Annotated in this window: 8 protein-coding genes and 1 pseudogene; 8 read left to right on the forward strand and 1 reads right to left on the reverse strand. The window is 36.8% G+C overall.

All coding sequences use genetic code 11. From position 1 onward, the window contains the following. Positions 1-2 precede the first annotated feature (2 nt). From FPV17_RS22580 to FPV17_RS03410, 3 genes are all read left to right on the forward strand, one after another. On the forward strand, positions 3-1,928 hold the full coding sequence (locus FPV17_RS22580; protein ID WP_144558018.1) for an ArdC-like ssDNA-binding domain-containing protein: 1,926 nt from the start codon (positions 3-5) through the stop codon (positions 1,926-1,928). A 72-nt stretch (positions 1,929-2,000) separates the two neighbouring features. Next, positions 2,001-4,154 (forward strand): type IA DNA topoisomerase, encoded by a 2,154-nt coding sequence (locus FPV17_RS03405; protein WP_144558020.1) that lies wholly within the window; start codon positions 2,001-2,003, stop codon positions 4,152-4,154. Between the two features lie 21 nt (positions 4,155-4,175). Further along, complete coding sequence (locus tag FPV17_RS03410; protein WP_144558022.1) at positions 4,176-5,150, forward strand: DUF3991 and toprim domain-containing protein; 975 nt, start codon at positions 4,176-4,178, stop codon at positions 5,148-5,150. Positions 5,151-5,435: 285 nt separating this feature from the next. On the opposite strand, the gene FPV17_RS22145 is transcribed toward FPV17_RS03410, so the two are convergent. Further along, positions 5,436-5,591, reverse strand: coding sequence for an SH3 domain-containing protein (locus FPV17_RS22145; RefSeq protein WP_246117117.1), 156 nt, complete (start codon positions 5,589-5,591; stop codon positions 5,436-5,438). Between the two features lie 161 nt (positions 5,592-5,752). Between FPV17_RS22145 and FPV17_RS03420 the strand changes: the two are divergent. The 5 genes and pseudogenes from FPV17_RS03420 (at position 5,753) to FPV17_RS03440 (ending at position 21,020) form a co-directional block, all read left to right on the forward strand. Next, positions 5,753-6,411, forward strand: a pseudogene (locus FPV17_RS03420) (restriction endonuclease). Between the two features lie 1,082 nt (positions 6,412-7,493). Continuing rightward, positions 7,494-9,746, forward strand: a complete 2,253-nt coding sequence (gene fabD, locus FPV17_RS03425) for an ACP S-malonyltransferase (RefSeq protein ID WP_144558024.1) — start codon at positions 7,494-7,496, stop codon at positions 9,744-9,746. A 4-nt stretch (positions 9,747-9,750) separates the two neighbouring features. Further along, the gene (locus tag FPV17_RS03430; RefSeq protein WP_144558026.1) at positions 9,751-10,416 is read left to right on the forward strand and encodes a class I SAM-dependent methyltransferase; all 666 of its coding nucleotides are present in this window, start codon (positions 9,751-9,753) and stop codon (positions 10,414-10,416) included. Positions 10,417-10,443: 27 nt separating this feature from the next. Then, on the forward strand, positions 10,444-10,866 hold the full coding sequence (locus FPV17_RS03435) for a cupin domain-containing protein (RefSeq protein ID WP_144558028.1): 423 nt from the start codon (positions 10,444-10,446) through the stop codon (positions 10,864-10,866). Positions 10,867-10,892: 26 nt separating this feature from the next. Beyond that, positions 10,893-21,020 (forward strand): non-ribosomal peptide synthetase, encoded by a 10,128-nt coding sequence (locus FPV17_RS03440; protein ID WP_144558030.1) that lies wholly within the window; start codon positions 10,893-10,895, stop codon positions 21,018-21,020. Positions 21,021-21,023 lie beyond the last annotated feature (3 nt).

Genomic DNA, 21,023 nt, shown 5'->3' on the forward strand with positions numbered 1-21,023 from the left:
ACATGGCCAAGTATAAAAAGAAAACAGTAGAAGAAAGAAAACAAGAGATTGAACAGATCACAAGTGGGATGCAAGATCGAATCGACTCCTACTTTCATACACCGGACCAGGTGAAAGACTATCTGTCCTTTATGGGGAAATTTCATCAATACTCGTTGCGAAACTCGGTGTTGATCGACAACCAGTTTCCTGGAGCCGAAGCGGTTGGGTCGTTTAAGTTTTGGAAAGATAAAGGCTTTCCCGTCAATAAAGGAGAGAAAGGGTTAAAAATCCTTGTCCCGAATCGATTGGAGAAAGAATTTAAGGACGAAGAGGACCAATGGAAAGGCTTAAAAAAAGCGACCGCTACACAAAAACAGAAGATAGACAAAGGCGACCTTCCAACACGTGAGGGTCGCCTTTACTTTTCCATCGGATCGGTGTTTGATGTGTCGCAGACGAGTGCCGCAGCGAAAGACTTGCCACACATCTTCCCCAATCGGTGGCTAGAAGGCAGCGTTCCCAATATGAATTCGTTGCAGCGTGGCATGGAGGACGTGGCCAAGGAAAATGGCATCAAGATCATTCCACCTAAAGAGGAGCTTGGAGCAGCTAAAGGAGTCAGTTACACACTGACGAACGAAGTGGCCTTGAACCCACGGAACTCGGATAAACAAAACGTGAAAACATTGCTTCATGAGTTGACTCATGCGAAGCTTCACACGAAAGAAACCCATCACAAATACACCGCACCGGAGAAAGAGTTTCAAGCCGAAATGACGGCGTACACGGTAGCCAAAAAGTTTGGAATTGATACAAGCGATTACTCATTGAATTACCTTCATAGCTGGACCAGTGGCCGCAAGATGGAGGATAAGGAACAGCTTTTAAAGGAAGTGCACGAAACGGCGCATAGCTTCATTGATACGATTGAAAAACGATTAATGAGTGATCGAGAGAAGGAGCAAGGCCAGGAGAAACAACAACCCGCCCAGGAGGGCGTGTATTACGATGCTTTTCCGCACCAGTTGAACGAGAACACCCAACCTCAACCAACGAAAGGGAGCGATCAGATGAACACGAACCAACTAGAAGCCATGAGAATGTACGCGTTTGAACGAGTGAAGGCGGTTCACGACCCACGCGATTTAGACCAGGATTATAAACAAGCGACTTCTACTAAGGACACAGAGAAAGAGGCCACATTCCGCCTGGAGTCAAAAGTGAAAAGTCGTCCCGATTTCGAGTTGGTTCATGATAAAGAAACCAACCAGTTGACGGCGTATCAAGTCAACGAGCGAGACGATTCAAGAACGCGGTTAAATCGGAAACCTGTTTCCATGGATTACATTTCAAGTAAGCATGAGCGAGGTACATTTGAGTTACAACAACTAACCCCATTGAAAGAAGAGCCAGTCAAAGAGAAAGCCGAACCGACCCAGGAGAAACAAGACCCGTCCTTATCCAAAGAGGACTATAAAGAGTCGTACAAAGACCAGGTGGCCGCAGCTGTCACGCCAGCCGGAGAAAAGCCGCTAGAACAAGAAACCGACCAACGCGAAGAGTACAAAGCCTTATTTAAAACGAATGTCTTAAACGTGTTGGAAGGAAAGAAGCCGGAGGCTAAAGAGGCCAAAGAGCCGGAAAGGGAACATGGCGAGCGCACCAATCCATTCCCGGCGGTATCGAAGGAGCAGCGTCAACAAATGAAGGACTTTGAAGCGTCTCATTCGTACCATGACGTGTACAAGTTGCGCAAAGAAGCCTTATCCGAGATTAAAGAGATGGATTTGTCACCAAAGGCAGCGGAGAACTTGAAAAAGCTCGAAGCGCAGCTTGATAAGGAGTATAAGCAAGACAAGAAAAAAGACCCGAATGAGAAAGGATTTTTTAAGTTCCGAGGCATGGGTCGTTCAGAGTCCAATGAACAAGAGTTAGAACGAGCGTAACAATGAAAGACCCCCTTCCCCATTTAGGAAGGGGGTCTTTCATACATCAAATCACATGAGAGGATGATGAACATGAAAACGGTCATTTTAGCGGAGAAACCAAGCCAGGCGCGTGTGTATGCGGAGGCCTTTCAGAAAACGAGTAATAAGGGGAAATATATTGAAGTCCAGGACACGGAGCTCTTCCCAAATCAAACGGTGGTCTTAACGTGGGCGATTGGCCATCTTCTTCAACCGCAGCCACCAAGTGGCTATAAAGAAGAATGGGAAAAGTGGTCCCTAGATCAATTGCCGATGTTTCCGGAATCGTTCGTGTTAGAAGTGGCACCGGATAAGAAAGATCAGTACCAGGTTGTTGAGCGCGAACTAAAAGCCGCTGATCATATCATCATCGCGACGGACATCGACAGGGAGGGTGAAAACATCGCCCGCAGCATCATCCATAAAGCGGGCTGCATGACCAAAAAAATCTCACGCTTATGGATTAATTCCCTGGAGGCGGAGGAAGTACAGCGAGGCTTTTTAAACCTTCAACCCGGCGAACAATCAGAACGTTTATATACGGAAGCACAGACGCGTCAGATCAGCGATTGGTTAGTCGGCATGAACGCCTCTCGCTTATACAGTTTGAGCCTACAACAACGCAGCGGGAAGGGTGATCGTTATTCCGTCGGTCGCGTACAGTCGAGCCTTCTCATGTTGATTTATCAACGTCAATTAGAAGTGGAGTCGTTTCAATCGAAGCCGTTCTTTGATGTGAAAGCGGAGATTCAGACCAAGAATGGTTCGTTTGAAGCGAAAGTCCATGATCGTTTTGAGACGAATGAGGAAGCCAAGAAGCTGCTTACTTCTCATGGTGTCACAGCTGATCAAAAACAAAAAGGAGCTATTGACCGTGTTCAACGCGACATGAAAGAACAGAAAGCACCGAAGCTCTTTTCCCTTTCGGGCCTTCAATCAGCGATGGGGAAACGGTACGGCTACTCACCGGACAAAGTGAAACAAATCACGCAATCGCTTTATGATCAGAAGGTTTTATCGTATCCACGAACAGGTTGCGAGTACATTACGAAAAATGAATTGAGCTACTTAAAGGCGCAGCGTTTCGCGTATCAAGAATTACTGAACGTCGTCGTCGACGTGGCGCATCCGGAAGGGCAAAAACGCCATGTGAACGGTGAGAAGGTCCAGGAACACTATGCCATTGTGCCAACGAAAACGATTCCAACGGATGCGCAGCGGGCGAAATGGAGTGAGGAAGAATGGATTGTGTACCAGGAAGTAGTGGCCACAACCCTTACGACGTTTGCGCCACCTTATGAGTATGAAGAAACGAGTGTGGAGGCTTCTATCAACAGGCTTTCCTTCTCTGCATCGGGAAAGGTACCAAAAAAGGAAGGCTGGAAAGAGCTGTTTTCCTTCCGGACATCGCTTGACTCCAAACGAGAAGAATCCGCGGAGCAAGAACCAAAGCTACCTCCTCTCCAGGAAGGGGAAAACGCGAATGTGAAGCCATTCATCCATGAAGGGAAAACGAAGCCGCCTCGTTTGTACACGGAAAGTCAGTTGATTAATGTGATGAAAACATGCGGGAAAGCCGTTGACGATGAAGAACTGACGGGGATTTTAAATGACATTGAAGGCATTGGAACAGAAGCCACACGCGACGAAACGATTAAGAAGATCAAAAAGGGTCGGTACATTGAGATTAAGAGTAAAAAGGTCCATATCACGGCGAAAGGTCGGGTCTTGTGTGCAGCGGTTAAAGGGTCCTTACTCGGTAGTCCGGATATGACGGCCAAGTGGGAACAATACCTGGCCAAAATCGGAGAAGGAACAGGAAGCCAAGACACGTTCCTGGCGAACATTCGCAAATTTATTCGTCATGAGATTAAAGAAGGTAGCTCACGGGTTGTGGGTGACACGCTGGTTGGCCAATATCTTCAAACGATTGAACAAGAGACGTATGTCGGCAAATGCCCGTCGTGCCAGGATGGAAAAATGGTTGATCGTAAGACGTTCTATGGATGCGATCAATACAAAAATGGCTGCAAGCAGACGTTGCCAAAAACGATCTTTGAAAAGAAGTTGACGCAGAACCAAATTCAAACGATTTTATCTGGCCAAACGACCGGAAAGCTCAAAGGCTTTAAAAGCAAGCAAGGCAAGTCATTCCATGCCAAATTGACGTTAGAAAATAACCGCATTAAGCCTGTATTTAACTAATGACAAGGGAGGTGGAGCTGCATGGCCAAGCGTGCTGGTGCAGACCAAATTATGGAGGCTCGAAACGTTGATTTAATCGACTATTTGGAGAGTAAAGGGGAAACGTTCACGAAAGAGGGGAACTATTACCGCCATACCGAACATGATTCGTTGTTGATTCGTGACAATATGTATGCCTGGAACTCCCGTGGCGAAAAGGGTCACGGAGCGATCGATTTTGCGATGATGTATTACAATATGAGTTTTCCGCAAGCCGTCATGGACTTAACAAATGGAGACTACCGATCTGTAGAGAAACAAACACAACAAGAAAAGGTAGAACCCTATAAGTATCCAAAGCATTACGAAGTAGACTCGGCCAAAGAGCTGAAATCCTACTTGATGGAAGAGCGAAAGATTCACCCGAAAGTTGTCCAATGGGCGTTGAAAAACGAATACATTGTCCAGGACCAAAAGAAAAACATCGTCTTTCCCTGGAAGAACGAAAAAGGAGAGATTGTTGGAGCCAATCGTCAAGGAACCGTCGACATGGGAAATGGTCGTCGGTTTAAAGGCGTTGATAAGCATAGCCAGCAACCAGGAGGCTTTCACTTTGATGTCGGAAAGCCGGAGAAACTGATCGTGTTCGAGGACGCGATCGATGCGCTTAGTTACTACTCGATTAAACAAAAGGATGTTCAGAACGCGCGCCTAGTGAGTATGAGTGGGGTCAAACCGGATGTCATTACGCAGCAAGTCAAACAAATGGTAGCCGAAGGCCACCAGGTGAAACAGGTTGTGCTTGCGGTAGATAACGATAAGGGCGGTAATGAGTTCGTTGAGACGATTACAAGTAAAATGCGGCCGAGCGATAAGCTAGTCAAAGACGATGCGGCTAAAGAACAGTTCTTCCAGGTGGAGCAGCCAACTAAGAAGGATTGGAACGAGGATTTAAAAGCCAAAGTGAAAAAGCAAACGGCCCATAAGGAAAAAGAGGCCGAGTATGAGCATCCATAAAACAGTAGGCTACACAATGGTGAAAGTACCATAAAGGGGAATGGTTCTATACTGTTTCCCTTTAATGTTCGTAATGTGTTTGATTGATAAGTTGGAGATTCTCTTTTGGAACCCAACCTTCTTCGTGGTTGTTCATTCTCTTTACCCATAACCAACCGTTTAGTTCTCTATGCTCTAGGACGTATTCGCCAAATCGAACGTTTAGTTCTTTAACAATATAGTCCTCTAGTAGAATACCTTTTTCACCATTTATTCTAATGATTTGTTTTGGAACCCAGCCTGAAATTAAGTTACTTGTTTGACAAAATATCCAGTTTGTCCATTTTGAATTTTATCATAGAGGGTTCCAACTATAATTTGATCACCTTTTTTTAAAGTAATCGGGTTTGGATAATCGCTTTTGCGAGGCTTAATCACTTCGTATAAATTTGTTGATTTCATAAATCGAGCACCTTTCGTTAGGGGTTATTTTCATTTATTGGAAGTATATCATTCGGAAGATATATTTGTACTCGTAATCAAAATTTCACAATAGAAAACATTTCAGAAGGGAAAAAGATGCCGAGCATGAACGCTAATCATAGACTATAGAAGGCGGTAGGATGGTGTTAGAGAGCTTGTTTAGAGTGATTATGTGGGTGTTTTTCCTTTGGGTGGGGTGGAAGCTGGCCAAGTTCCTCTTTCGCACCATCCGTCGCCGTCGTATCCTCAAACGTATAAGTAAATCGGGGACACGGGACATTGATAAAATGGACGGTTTTCAATTTGAGTTTTACCTGGTTGCGTTGTTTAAAATGCTTGGGTATCGTCCGGCTGAAACGCAGCAAAGTCATGATTATGGAGCCGATTTGGTGTTAAAAGGACGAAACAAGATCGTCATTCAAGCCAAACGCTACAAATTTAAGAATCGGGTAATCGGGTAGGGATTGATGCCGTTCAGCAAGTCTACGCGGCCCAAGCGTATTATAAGTCGCAAGAATCCTGGGTGATTACCAACAGTCGCTATACCTCCGGAGCCAAAAACTTGGCCAAAGCGTGTGGGGTGAAGCTGCTTGATCGGGTCGAGTTACAAGAGTTTATCAATAAGGTGAATCCGGAAGTGAAAGCGGCCGACGTGTATCACCACGTCCAGCCGGATGTGCGTGTTTGCCCGGAATGTGGCCAAGCGTTAGTCGTTCGTCATAGCCGAGACAAAGGGAGTCGATTTTTTGGGTGTACATCGTTTCCTCAATGCCATCATACGGAGCACATCAACGCATAACACCCCTTGAATGAGCGTCAAGGGGTGTGTAGAGTAAAAGTAAGAGGAAACACGAAACGCATGTATTAATGTATCGCATGCATTATGTTTCAATTAGGTATAGCGAAGTGCACATTCGTGTAGAAATGGGTCTGAAAATTCCCTGATATAGTATAAGGTATTGTTTATGGTCATGATTCAATTGCGGAGCATTATAAAATGAGTGAAGAGCAATAAAAAGTAAGAGCTATTAAAGCAAATAACCAAGACGGTTAAGCTATTTGAAAAAGTGAATCAGAAACCTAAATTAGAAGTAAACGCAAAATGTTAGTTTTCAACAGATTAATCAGCTCATAATATTCACAAGTAATATTCCATAATATTGAGCTAACTATTATTATTTTTAAAAATAAACCCTCGCATGATTTAGCCCGATGAAACTTTTAGAGTTTCATCAAGTCCTGAGTGTGACCATATCGAACCATGTAGAAATCTATGTCAAGGGAGAGAAGGTCATCATAAAAAATATTCTCTTTCTAGCCAATAATACACGTGAAATATGCGTTGATTACTTAAAATTCGCTCATAGAAAGGTTGTACCCAGTCTCCTGTGGGTGCTAAAAAAATAGAACAGTATTTAAGGTAAAGAAGAGATCATAATTATCTTTCTGTATATTCATGTGTGTTAAGAAGAGTCGAATTCCTTGAATATAGGAATTCGGCTCTTCTTAAATATATTTTGCAGAGTTTAGAGATCGGAAAAAATTTGAAATACATTTTATAACAAGCCACCCTGATGGTATCCAACTTTACTTTGGTCACAATGTATCCATATTTTTACCTGAAATAGATTAGTACATTTGTAAGATGAGAACGATATGACCAGCATATAAATCGGCATTATTATTCTTTATTCACCAATTAAAACAGATAAAAAAAGCATAATTAGTAAAAAAATATGACTGCTATAATAGGTATAAACTACTAACTTGAATTATTTTGTAAAAAAAGAAGGAAAAATGACCGTTTAATATAATATAGTATTATAAGATAAATATGGAAATGAAATAAATTGTAATTTCTGAATAAAAAGGGGTGAGTAAATGGAAGCCTATATGTTTCCAGGTCAAGGTTCTCAAAAAAAAGGTATGGGAGAAGAATTATTTACAGAGTACGCTGATTATGTCCGAGTATCAAATGAAATTCTTGGTTATTCGATCGAAGATCTTTGTCTAAATGATGAAGAAAGTAGGTTACAACTTACACAATATACCCAGCCAGCTTTATACATTGTAAATGCACTTACCTATTTTAAATACTGTCAAGAAAATGAGGAACCAGATTATCTTATAGGTCATAGCCTGGGAGAGTATAATGCTCTATTAGCAGCCGATGTTTTTAATTTCGAAACAGGTTTGAAATTAGTAAAAAAACGTGGTGAGTTAATGTCAAGAGTAACAGGTGGAGGAATGGCAGCGGTTGTAGGAATGTCCCATTCTAAAATTAAGACTATTCTTGAAGATCATGAATTAACGTCAATAGATGTTGCAAACATAAATACCCCTAGTCAAATTGTTCTTGCCGGACCAAGAGAAGATTTACTTCAAGCCCAAACAATATTTGAGAACTCTGGTTCGAAGCTGTTTTTGTCCTTGAAGGTGAGTGGGCCTTTTCATTCTAGGTATATGGAAAAAGTACAAGGTAATTACAAAGAATATGTAGATAATTTTCTATTTAACGAACCTCGTATTCCGATTATATCAAATGTAGATGCACTCCCTTATGCGGAAAAAAACATCAAGAGTAACCTAGTTGAACAATTAGTAAGTTCAGTAAAATGGGATCAGACTGTCCAATATTTAATGGAAAAAGGAGTCTCAGAATTTAAAGAAATAGGGCCAGGTAGCGTATTAACTGGTTTAGTTACAAAAATTAAATCTGAAAAACCTGAAAGAGTTCATCAACTAAAAGAAAAACAAATAGCCATTTCTGATCAAGTGTCTACTAAGCAAAGTCCTGTAAAAAAAAGAGTTTTGATGGGCGACCAAAAATTCTGTGAAGACTATAATGTAGTCTATCCGTATGTAGCTGGTTCAATGCAAAAAGGTATCTCATCTCCTCAACTAGTATCGAGGATGTCTCAGAATGGTTTTTTATCTTTCTTAGGTACAGCATCATTAAAAATTAATGAAATTGAAGATATTATTTTAGATACTAAACGATTACTTCGAGATGGACAGAGTTTCGGCTGCAATTTATCAGCTAATTTACATAATCCACAAAAAGAAAATGAAATTATTGAAATATTCCTTAAATATAATATTAACTCAATAGAAGCGTCGGGATTTTGGGCAATTAGCTCCTCATTAATAAAGTTTCGCGCTAAAGGGTTACATCGTTCTGAAAGTGGAAAAGTAATTGCTAAAAATAAGATTCTCGTTAAGTTATCTAGGTGTGAAACAGCTGTGGAGTTTATGAGTGAGATTCCTCAGTCTTTAATTGATCCTTTACTTAAAAAAGGAGAAATTACATTTGATGAGGCAAAAATGCTTGAGGAGGTTCCCATTGTCGATGATATTTGTGTAATGGGAGATAGTGGGGGTGAGTCCAGTCTAGCTAACTTATCACTTCTTTTACCTACTATTGTTAAGTTAAGAAATGAAGCCTCAAAGGAAAATATATTCGACAGACGAATAAGAATTGGAGCAGGAGGAGGAATTGGGACCCCTGAGGCAGCCTCAATTGCTTTTATACTAGGAGCAGATTTTGTTTTAACTGGTTCTATTAATCAATGTACAGTTGAAGCTAAGACGAGCGATTTGGTGAAAGACATTCTTCAGAATATTGACTTACATGATCTGAGCTATGTTCCTAGCGCGAATGACTTAGAAGTAAGAGGTCAAACACAAGTAGTTAAAAAAGGAATGTTTTTCCCAGCTAGAGCCAACAAACTGCATGATTTATTGAAGCAGTACAAAAAAGTTTCAGAAATCGACTTTAAAACTAAGGAATTGATAGAAGAAAGATATTTAAATGAAAAGATCATAAATATTATACAAACCAATGAACACCAATCTTCTAGTAGTAGAAGAACTCCGAAAAGCCAAATACAGGAGGTTTTGAAATTCTATCTGAAAAATACTGTTCAATTAGCCATAAAAGGCGAGGCTTCTCAAAAAGTTAATTTTAATATTTATTGCGGTCCAGCCCTGGGTGCTTTTAATAGATGGATAAAAGGAACAGAGTTGGAGAATTGGAGAAATAGAAATATAGATGTTATAGCTAAAAAATTAATAACTGAAACAGAAAAAATATTAGAGGAAAGAAGTCCATTATTAGAGACAATTCAAAGGTGAAATAATGACAAAGATGACTATTAATTTAACAGATACTTTGTATAACTATATACTAGAACACTCAAGTCAAGAGCCGTACATTGTAAAAAAGCTAAGAGAAGAGACAGCAAAATTACCTATGGCAGCAATGCAAACTCCTTCAGAGGAAACGCAGTTTCTCGCACTGCTAATTAAACTGATGGGTGCCTCAAAAATATTAGAAATTGGTACTTTTACAGGGTATAGTACTCTATGGTTTGCTTTGACTATACCAGAACATGGGATTGTCACTGCCTGTGATGTTGATGAAGAATGGACTTCAATTGGAAAAGAATATTGGAAGGAAGCAGGGGTATCACACAAAATTGATCTCAACATTGCTCCTGCACTAGAAACAATGAACTCTCTTATAAGTAATCATAAGTCTAATTATTATGATTTAATTTTTATAGATGCAGATAAAGAAAATTATTTAAACTACTATGAAAATGCACTACTTCTAATAAGACCTGGAGGGATAATTGTGATTGACAATGTGCTTTGGGGTGGTAGTGTAGTTGACCCCTTAAATCAATCACGGGATGTAAAAGCAATTAGAGAACTAAATAAGAAGATTATGAATGATGATAGAGTTAGCATTAGTCTCCTTCCTATTGGAGATGGAGTAACATTTGTTCTACCAAAAAAATAAAAATATGATTTGTGAGGAGAAATAATTATGAATTTTCCGTATGAAAGACTAATTTTTAAGAATGAAAACAAACCACTCTCATCTATTCCATTCCACAAGGACGTCCCATGTATTGAAAGATTCTTCTCAGACGAATTTCCTTTTCACTTAGCAATACATCATATAACAAATGCAAATGGATTAGATGAAGACTATACTAACCCCCATATCCATGACGATCTGGATGAAATAAATATTATCGTAGGAAAAGAGAATGAGCTTGAGTATAAAATCCAATTAGGTGAGGAAGAATTTGATGTTTCATCAAATTCTACGATATGGATTCCAGCAGGTGTTAAACATTCAGCAAATGTAATAAAAGGTGACGGTTATTTCATAGCTATTAGGATGGATGCAACACGATTTAATAAAGAATACATGCAAACACAATTCAATATGAATTTTGCATAACAAGAGCTAATGAAAGGAGGGGGAAAATGGATTCTAGACATAAAGATCTTATTTCTCGGCTAAGAGAAAGAGGGACAAACTTATTTCTGGAAAATGGGAATATTACATTTGAAGGAGAATTAACAGCGGAGGAAGAGTATTGGGTAAGGAACTTTTCTGAAGAAATTATTGGAGTATTGATTCAAGAAGGAAAAGAATTTTGGGCCACTTGTTTTTCTGATTCATCGTTAAACTGTGATCTCCCGACCTTTTTAAATAAAAGAAAGAGTGATAGCCCTTCTAATTCTTCTTACAGTTTTAAACTTACTACAAGTGAGCTTAAAGACCTAAAAAATTTAGATGAAAAAGGTACTTGGAGCTATCCTACTATGTTTTTAACAGCTTGGAGTGTACTACTTTCACGCTATACTTCTCAAGAGAAAATAAACTTTGTTACGGATGTACCTTCTAGGCATTCTGAAGGTGGCGCTGGTAAACCTATTAATATTAAGGTAACGAAGGAAACATCTTTCTTAGATATAAATGAAGCATTATTATATATTGATATCCTCTATAAAAAGAATTATTTTCCCGGTGTTGATTGGCTCGAAAATCAGATGCCTGAAGAATACGCCTCTAAATTTAATGTTTCCTTTTCATATTTAAATAACGAAGAAAATAATAACTATAACTCTGATTCAGTAGAGCCTCCTTTAGATTTATCTCTTCAAGTAATTAAACATTCCAAAGGGTTAAAGCTTAAACTTTTATCAAAATATGAATATTTTAAAAAGAAAGACCTTGAAAGAATGAGCAGGCATTTCAGGAATATTCTGATGGAATTAATTTTAGATGATAAAGCGAGAGTCGTGAACTGTTCCATGATGTCTAGTAAAGAGAAAAGAAACTTAGCGCATTACCATGGTGAAAAAAGAGGCTATCAGATCGAGAAGAATATAGTAAGTTTATTTGAAGAAACAGTTGAAAAAAATCCAAACAAGCTTGCTGTCATTACTGATGAGGATAAGGTAGATTATGACACATTAAATAGCATGTCTAATTACATAGGGGAGCAATTGATTGAATGTGGAGTAAAAGAAGGCTCCTCTGTTGGTGTTTATGTTGATAGATCAATACATACTTATATTGCGATGTTAGGAATTCTTAAGATAGGAGGCGTTTATGTCCCTTTAGATGCTTCATATCCAGCGGAATACATCACACAAATAACTGAAGATTTAAACATAAAGCAATTTATTAGTAAAGAGAAACTTTTGAAGTTTCTTCCTAAACAAGATGGAAAGATCATACTTGTTGATAATATTGAAAAAAATAATCTAACACACAAAAAAGGTAATCTAGGTGTGAAATTAAACAGTCATAATCCGGCTGTTATTATGTATACGTCAGGTTCAACTGGTATTCCAAAAGGTGTAATACATAAGCAAGTACAACTCCTAAATCGCTTAAATTGGATGTGGGAAAATTATCCTTTTAATGAGGATGATGTGATGTGTCAGCGTACAGCCTTAAATTTTATGCCCTCCATGTGGGAATTATTAGGTGGACTCCTTCAGGGGATACCAACCGTTATTATCCCTGATAAGATAGTAGCTGATCCTAATAGGCTATTGGAATTTATAAGCGAGTATAAAATTACTTATATGATGACTGTTCCATCATTATTAAAAATGATGTATCAATCTAATTTGGATACCAAACAATTCCTATCATCTATACGTCTATGTATCACTGCGGGAGAACCCCTAACGAGTGATATATTTAATAAATTCCGAGACAAATTCCCTAACGCTATATTACTAAATGATTTTGGTTCAACAGAAACTAATGGAGTTCTATATTACGATTCAAAAGGGCAATCAAATTCATCTACATTACCACACTTTAAAACAATCGCTAATACAGAAATATATTTGTTAGATAAGTATCTAAATCAAGTTCCTGTGGGTGTTTTAGGTGATATATACATTAGCGGAGCTCCTTTAGCCTTAGGATATGTCAACAACATCAATCTCAACAAGCAAAGCTTTCTCACTGTTCCACAAATATCAGCAGAGAAGACACTCTATCGTTTAGGAGATAGAGCAAGGTTTCTAGATGATGGTACGATTCAATTATTCGGAAGAATGGACCACCAAGTCAAAATTAGAGGTAAGCGTGTTGAAATAGGCCATATCGAAACTACTATAAATAAGCATAATAAGGTAATAGAGAGTGCAGTGGTGGCTAAAAAAACAAAAAACAGCAGTAACCAATTGTACGCATATGTAGTTAGCAAACAAGAAGTAAGTGAAAACGAATTAGAAGAGTTTTTAATGAAATTACTTCCTGATTACATGATTCCTTTTAAAATTGAGATAATTGATTCCATACCAAAAAAACCAAATGGAAAGAAAAATCTGACAGAACTAATTAATCGAAGTAGTTCATTAACAAGCACTACGCATAATAAAAATACAATTTTAGAAAGCTTAAAGGGAATTACATCAAGGGTTTTAGAAGTAGATATTAATTCAGTTAATACTACAAAGAAGCTTTATGCAGTTGGATTTGATTCAGTTTCAATAGTTGATTTATCTAATCAAATTACTAAAAAAATGAAGATTTTAATAGAAGTAACGGAACTATACGACTGTAATAACTTGGAGGAGCTAGCCAACCTTATTGTTGAGAAAGAAAACAATACGTATCAAATTGATAAAGACATAAGAAAAACTGATTCATCTTCTAAAGAAATGAAGGAAGTAATAGTAAATCATAAACCGGAAAATCTAAAAATACATAAAGTGGATAACCACTTTGAAACTATTTCACAACATAGCCTTACTGCAAATAAGGTCATAAATTGTGCTGCTTTGATATTAGAAATTGAAAGTAAAAGTATAAACATTAACAAGAAGATATATGAAGTTGGATTTGATTCGGTTTCTATTGTAGAGTTTGCAAGAAAACTAAGCGATATGTTTAATATACAAGTTACTACAACAGATCTTTTCAATACGCCTACGTTACTCGATGTTATCCAACTGTTAGAGAAAGAAAGTCAAGTTTCAGTGTTAAAAGAAAAAGAAGAATTTGTTGTAAAAGTTAAAACTGAAAATAATATGTCAAAAACTGAAAATAATAGCGGAATTCCTTCAATATTAAAAAAACATGCAGCTGATATATTACAATTTGAATTGTCAGATATAGATGATGATCTAAGTTTTGAAGATTTAGAATTTACACCAACAGACTTAACTAAGTACATCAAAGCTATAAGCCATAACAATAATTGGTCTATATCTTTTACTGACATAATTGAACACAACTCTATTGGTTCACTTGCTAAATATCTAGAAGACAAACAAACGAACATTCTTGGATTTATTGACCAGAAGAAAGACGATGTCAATGAGTTCCATTCGAAAGATAAAGAGTCAGTTTCAAAAAAGAATGATAATGGTGTTGAATTAAATAACAGAGAAATCGCTATTATCGGTTTTTCAGGTAAATTTCCAAATGCATTAGATATAAATGAGTACTGGAAAAATTTAACCGAGGGAAACAATGCTATATGCGAGGTACCAGAAAACAGGTGGAGGATAGAGGATTACTTTGACTCAAACCCTCAATCGCCTAATAAAAGCTATAGTAAATGGGGCGGATTTATTCCAAATGTTGATAAATTTGATGCTCAGTTTTTTGATATATCCAAACATGAGGCTAAATTAATGGATCCCCAGCAACGCCTTTGTTTAGAAGAAGCATTCAAGTCTTTAGAACATGCAGGATATTCAGATCGTTCTCTATATTCTCGAAATATAGGAACCTATGTAGGCATAAGGAAAGGTGATTACTCAACAAGATTAATAAGAAGTGGTATTGAGAATAGTTCATTTAATCTAACTGGAAATGACTCAGCGATACTTTCAGCTCGATTAGCATATATCTTAAACCTAAAAGGCCCAACTTTAGCAATTGATACCGCCTGTTCTTCATCGCTTGTCGCTATTCATTTAGCCTGCCAGAGTATCTTAAATGGGGAAGTAGAAATGGCAATTGCTGGTGGAGCTCATATAATGAGCTCATCAGATCTACATGTAACATCTAGTAAAATGGGTATGCTTTCTCCCAAAGGTCTATGTAAAACATTTGATGATGAAGCTGATGGATTTGTTCCAGGAGAAGCAGTAGGATTTGTAGTGATCAAAGAGCTACAAAGAGCTATTACTGATGGAGATTATATTCATGCCGTAATTAAGGGCTCTGGAATAAACCAAGATGGTACCACAAATGGTATTACGGCACCAAGTGTAGATTCCCAGTCAGAACTTATTAGTACAACTCTTGAAAAAATCAAGGTAGATCCAGAGACTATTACTATGGTGGAAGCGCATGGTACAGGGACTAAACTAGGTGATCCCATTGAAGTTAAGGCTTTAACGGAAGCTTTTAAGAGATCTACTAAAAAAGTCCAATATAGCGCTATTGGTTCTGTGAAAACTAACATTGGACATGCAGTGGCCGGTGCTGGAATAGCTAGTTTGCTAAAAGTGATTATGTCACTCAAACATCAGCAAATTCCTAAAACATTGAATTTTACAAATGGAAACGAACATATTAATTTCAAAGAAAGTCCATTTTATGTAAATACTCTTACCGAGAACTGGAGAACTGACGCTCATCTGAGAAGAGCAAGTGTTAGTTCCTTCGGTTTTAGTGGGACAAATTGCTTCATGGTAGTTGAAGAGGCATTGAAAGCTCATGTAGGGAATAAACATCAAGATCCGTATTATTTAATTACTCTTTCTGCAAAAAATGAAACTTCATTGAAACAAAAAGTAAAAGATTTATATCAATGGACTAAAAAAGATGGACATTTGTATGAGATGGGAGACATTTCATATACATTAATTAACGGCAGGAGTTTCTACCAATATCGTATTTCATTTATTGTGTCTAATATAAGTGAATTAGAGAAGTCGTTATTACAAATTATGAATGATAGTTATGAGGAAATTAATTATGCAAAATGTAATGGTGATCATAATTCATTTAAAGAAGAGCATGAAAGTATAGTTAGGATTTTTGAGAGTGTAAAACACCAAAAATATTCCTCTACAGAAGAGTTTAAATTATTACTATCCTCATTATCGAGGGAATTTGTGGAAGATAATGATTTACAGTGGGACAATTTATTTGAAAGGCGCTTTTGGAAAACTATACCATTGCCGGTTTATTCATTCTTAGAAGAATATTTTTGGATTGAAGAACCAGAGAAAGAAGAGATTCTTAGCTATAAGGAAATAAAAAAAGAGGTACAAGACAAACGTTCGTTTGTTACAACTATCAATAGTACTGATGTATGCGTTAAAGAACATAAAATATCGAACAAAAAAATTGTACCAGCAGCAATGTATATAGAATTTATCAGAAATTGTATAGAACATTACTATAAAATAAATACATTTAGAATAGAAAATTTTGTTTGGTTGAGACCAATTGAAGTTCAGAGTCAAGTAGAGGTTATAGTTGAACTGACGCCAAAAAATCAACATTGTTCGTCTTTCATTATTAAAGTTGGCAATGAAAGTCATGCTTCAGGAATAGTCTTCATGGAGAGTATTAAAAGATCAAGTATTGATTTAAATAGCCTTTTATTAACGGATTCAAATACAAAAATTGATAAATTGTCTTGTTACAGGAAGTTTGATGAGAGAGGTATTAATTATGGTAGTTCATTTCAACTGATAGATTCTTTATCGATTGGTGAAGATTATATTATTGGTAAGCTAGCTTCTAAAGATATTGGTTCTAACGCAACTTTTCTAATTGACTCAGTTTTTCAGACTGCAATAGGACACAGTTTTAATCATTTTGATCCATATCCTTATATGCCTTATACCATAGAAAAAATTAAGATTACTGAAGACTTTCGTTCAGGGGTTAAGGTTTTAGTACACAAAGTAGATAGTAAGGAAAAGTCAAAAATGAGAAAGTACAATATTTCTCTTTTAAACAATGAGAATAATGTTGTCATGGAATTTAAGGGATTTACTCAGAGAGAATATAAAGTGGAACCACATACGTCGTCTCAGCAAATGGTTAAATTATATAACCCCAAATGGGAAATTTCTGAATTGAATTATACTGAATTATATTCAGGTAATACACTTCTTATTGATGTTGACAATATATTAACAGGTTTACAAGATAACCACTCAAGCTCTAATAAAGTAGTTCTAGTAAAGCCTGGAAAAGCCTATAAGCAAGTTGGCCAAAATGAGTTCATTGTAGACTTGAACAATAAAGAAGAACTTAGAAACTTATTAAAGAAGACTGGTTTTGTAAAAATAGAAAGCATAGTGTACTTAAGTAAAACATCAATTCAATCTAAATATAATTCAAGATCAATTCTCGATTTGTTTACAGGAATTCAAGGATTATTAGAAATTGGCTATCAACGGAAGATCAAATTTTTATACACCTATGTAAATATTTCGACAATACCGCAACCCCAACATGAAGCTGTTTCAGGATTCTTAAGAGTGTTGGAGAGAGAATATAGTGGATTAAAAGGGAAAGTTATAGAGATTAGACATAACGATGTTCTGAAAACTGAAAATGTGCTGTTTGACATTATTAATCAAGAGCTATCTAACTATGATTCTTCTCATGACATCATATATCAAAAACAAAACAGATTAGTTAAAAGGTACGAAGAGTCAAGTTTAAAAAGATATAATTCGGAGTACTTAAATACCGAATTAATAAAACAAGGAGTCTATATAATTGCTGGTGGGACTGGTGGATTAGGAGAGATTTTCGCGCAATATTTATCCAGAAAAATGGAAGCTAAGATAGTACTAGTTGGTCGGAGACCATACGATAATAGTGTTGCACTAGCAGTTGAAAAGATTCAATCTGGTGGAGGAGAGGCTATATATTATCAATGTGATATTTCTAATCGACAACAAGTAGCAAATCTAATTAACTTCACCAAAAATCGCTTCAATAAAGGCATTAGTGGTATTTTTCAATCTGTTGGAGTTATAAAGGATAGTCTTTTTAGAAATAAAGTTCCAAACGAAATCGATAAAGTGCTTAAACCAAAGATTGAGGGAACTCTTTATTTAGATGAGTTAACTAAAGATGAGGACATAAAGTGTTTTGTTCTATTTTCTTCTATCTCTCCTATAATGGGGAACATTGGACAAAGTGATTATGCTTATGCCAATAGTTTTTTAGATGCTTTCGCTCACAAAAGAGAGCTTATGAGAAAACAAGGGAATCGTTCTGGAAAGACAATATCATTAAATTGGCCTTTCTGGAAAGATGGTGGCATGGGAATCGATAGCAATAAAAAGGATAGCATGGAAAGAGAATTTGGACTATATGATTTAGAAAGTATAGAGGGTATTGAAGCATTTGAAATTGCTATGGGGCTAGAACATCCTCAACTTATTGTGATAAAAGGTGAAGTAAATAACTTAGATATTTTTTTAATGGACAAAGAAGTCGAAAATCCAGTTACGAATATACAGACTAACATATTAGAAATAGAACACGTGCAGAAGGACCTAATCACTTTAGCGCAACAAATCCTTACTTCTAATGAAGTAATAGATGTAAAAACAGACTTGACTGAGTATGGGTTGAATTCAATTACCATAACAGAGTTCAGTGGATTAGTTAGCAATTTCTATGGAGTTCAAATTCCTCCATCGGTATTTTTCGAGTACACTTCGTTAAATTCCATATCAGAGTATTTGTGCGAACAGCATTCTGGAGTGATCCAAAAACGTTATCATGGAAAGCCAACTGAAAACATTAAACATTTCTATTCGCCGGAGCTTATTAGATCAAATGAAGATGAAACTGGGTTAGAAAGTCTTAATGATGAGTCCACAAATACTTCAGCATCTATAGAGACAACAGATATTGCGATTGTGGGAATAAGTGCGAAATTCCCTGGTGCAAATACCTTAGAAGATTTTTGGAACAATTTAATGTCGGGTAAGTCAGCCATTACTGAAATTCCTGCTGAAAGAGGAGATTGGAAACATAGTTATAAGGATCTCGAAGAAGCAGATAAGAATCCAGTAAATATGGGGGGAGTCATATCAGATATAGATAAATTTGATCCTTTATTCTTTAATATTTCACCTAATGAAGCAAAACTTATGGACCCGCAGCAGCGAATTTTATTACAAGAAACATGGAGGGCGTTAGAGGATTACGGTCAAAAGCCTTCAAGACTATCAGGTGAAGATGTGGGAGTATTCATTGGAGCCTTTACAAGCGATTATAACGACTTACTTATTAAAGAAGGTATTAATGAAGGTCATAGTGTTGCGGGTAACGATCATTCTATTTTAGCTAATAGAATTTCTTACTCATTTAACTTCAAAGGTCCTAGTGAGGCAATCGATACGGCATGCTCAAGTTCGTTGGTAGGTCTACATCGTGCTATACAATCATTAAAATTTGGCGAGTGTAAATTGGCTATAGTAGGAGGAGTTAACGCATTACTTTCTCCTGATGGATTTATTCGGGCAACAAATTCAGGCATGTTATCAGAGGGGAATAAAATTAAAAGTTTTGATAATTCAGCTGATGGTTACTTAAGAGGAGAAGGCTGCGGTGTAGTCGTAATAAAACCTTTAAGGAATGCGATTGAAGATAACGATAACATTTATTCTGTAATAAAAGGAAGTGCTATAAATCATAGTGGTAGAAGTTATGGACTCACGACGCCAAATATAAATGGACAATCTGATGTTATAGTCAAGGCGATGAATGTATCTAGAATTCCGCCTGAGTCTATTAGTTATATTGAGGCTCATGGGACTGCTTCTAAGTTGGGAGACTCAATAGAAATCGATGCTTTTAAGAAGGCTTTCAGTCAACTTTCAGACACCACCAACCTTCAAAGTTATTGTGGGGTTGGTAGCGTTAAACCAAACATTGGCCATTTAGAAGCAGCATCTGGAATGGCATCTCTTTTTAAAGCGATATTAGTTCTAAAGCACAAACAAGTACCTCCTACTATCAATTTTGATCAATTGAATGAGGACATTAATTTAGAGCAGTCACCTTTTTATATTGTCGATCAATCGAAGGATTTACGATCAAAAGCAGTAGACGTTAATGGTGAAGAATCGACTTTGAAAATTGGTGTACATTCGTTTGGATTTGGTGGGACTAATGCACATATTATTCTCGAAGAGCATATATCAAAAACTAAACAAAATTTAAATCCTAAGTACAAGCATTTAATACCGATCTCTGCAAAAACAAAGTATTCATTATTCACCTATGTATCTTCTTTTGAAAAATGGTTGGACGGTAATAGAACCATTTCTATAGAGGATATAGCATATACATTACAAAATGGCAGAGAAGATATGCCAGAGAGACTTATCATGATTGTTACTGATATAGAAGACTTAATTGATCAGTGCCAAAAGTATTTAAATGAAGAAAAGTTAGATTATTGGTATGAAGGGCATGTCACTAATAGACAAAGAGATTTAGATTGGATATTAGATAAGGAGATCCTTGAAAAGGTTATACGGAAGGCTATTGAAGAAGAAGACCACAAAAAAATAGCAAGATTGTGGGTTAGTGGATATTCAATCCAGTGGGAGGGATTTTATAAATTCGATTCAGTAAGCAGAATTTCCTTACCTACGTATGAGTTTGCTACCCAAAGTCACTGGTATAAACAACTTGAGGAAGAAATTGAGCGAGATATTAATCATGTTAGTTCTAAAATATCTAATGATCAGGAGACTTTAGTTTATGAAGAGAGTAATAAAAATTTATCTTCGGGAATTAGTCTAGTAAGTAATCAAATTAAACAATTACTAGGAATACAAAGTATAAACCCATCTGAGAAGCTGTTGAACTATGGTTTTGACTCTATTATGGCTATAAAACTTAAGTATCTATTAGAAGAAGAATTATTATTAAGTATTCCTCTAGAGATATTAGGAAAATCAACAACAATACAAGAAATTCAATCTTATCTAGACAGAGAAATTAATAATTTCAATGAATTGGTTAAGACATCTGGTCAAGAGAAACATTCGGCGATTTTTCAAGATGATTTAACAAATGCCGATGAAGAAACCTTAATAGCACTATTTGAAAAAATAACTAATAAGTAAAAA

The organism is Shouchella miscanthi (assembly GCF_007725405.1).
In the GTDB taxonomy this organism is placed as follows: Bacteria; Bacillota; Bacilli; order Bacillales; family Bacillaceae_D; genus Shouchella; species Shouchella hunanensis.

Bases quoted from the DNA above. Each gene is read 5' to 3' on its own strand.
- FPV17_RS22580 (WP_144558018.1), top strand. From the start codon at position 3: ATGGCCAAGTATAAAAAGAAAACAGTAGAAGAAAGAAAACAAGAGATT.
- FPV17_RS03405 (WP_144558020.1), top strand. From the start codon at position 2,001: ATGAAAACGGTCATTTTAGCGGAGAAACCAAGCCAGGCGCGTGTGTAT.
- FPV17_RS03410 (WP_144558022.1), top strand. From the start codon at position 4,176: ATGGCCAAGCGTGCTGGTGCAGACCAAATTATGGAGGCTCGAAACGTT.
- FPV17_RS22145 (WP_246117117.1), bottom strand. From the start codon at position 5,591: ATGAAATCAACAAATTTATACGAAGTGATTAAGCCTCGCAAAAGCGAT.
- fabD (WP_144558024.1), top strand. From the start codon at position 7,494: ATGGAAGCCTATATGTTTCCAGGTCAAGGTTCTCAAAAAAAAGGTATG.
- FPV17_RS03430 (WP_144558026.1), top strand. From the start codon at position 9,751: ATGACAAAGATGACTATTAATTTAACAGATACTTTGTATAACTATATA.
- FPV17_RS03435 (WP_144558028.1), top strand. From the start codon at position 10,444: ATGAATTTTCCGTATGAAAGACTAATTTTTAAGAATGAAAACAAACCA.
- FPV17_RS03440 (WP_144558030.1), top strand. From the start codon at position 10,893: ATGGATTCTAGACATAAAGATCTTATTTCTCGGCTAAGAGAAAGAGGG.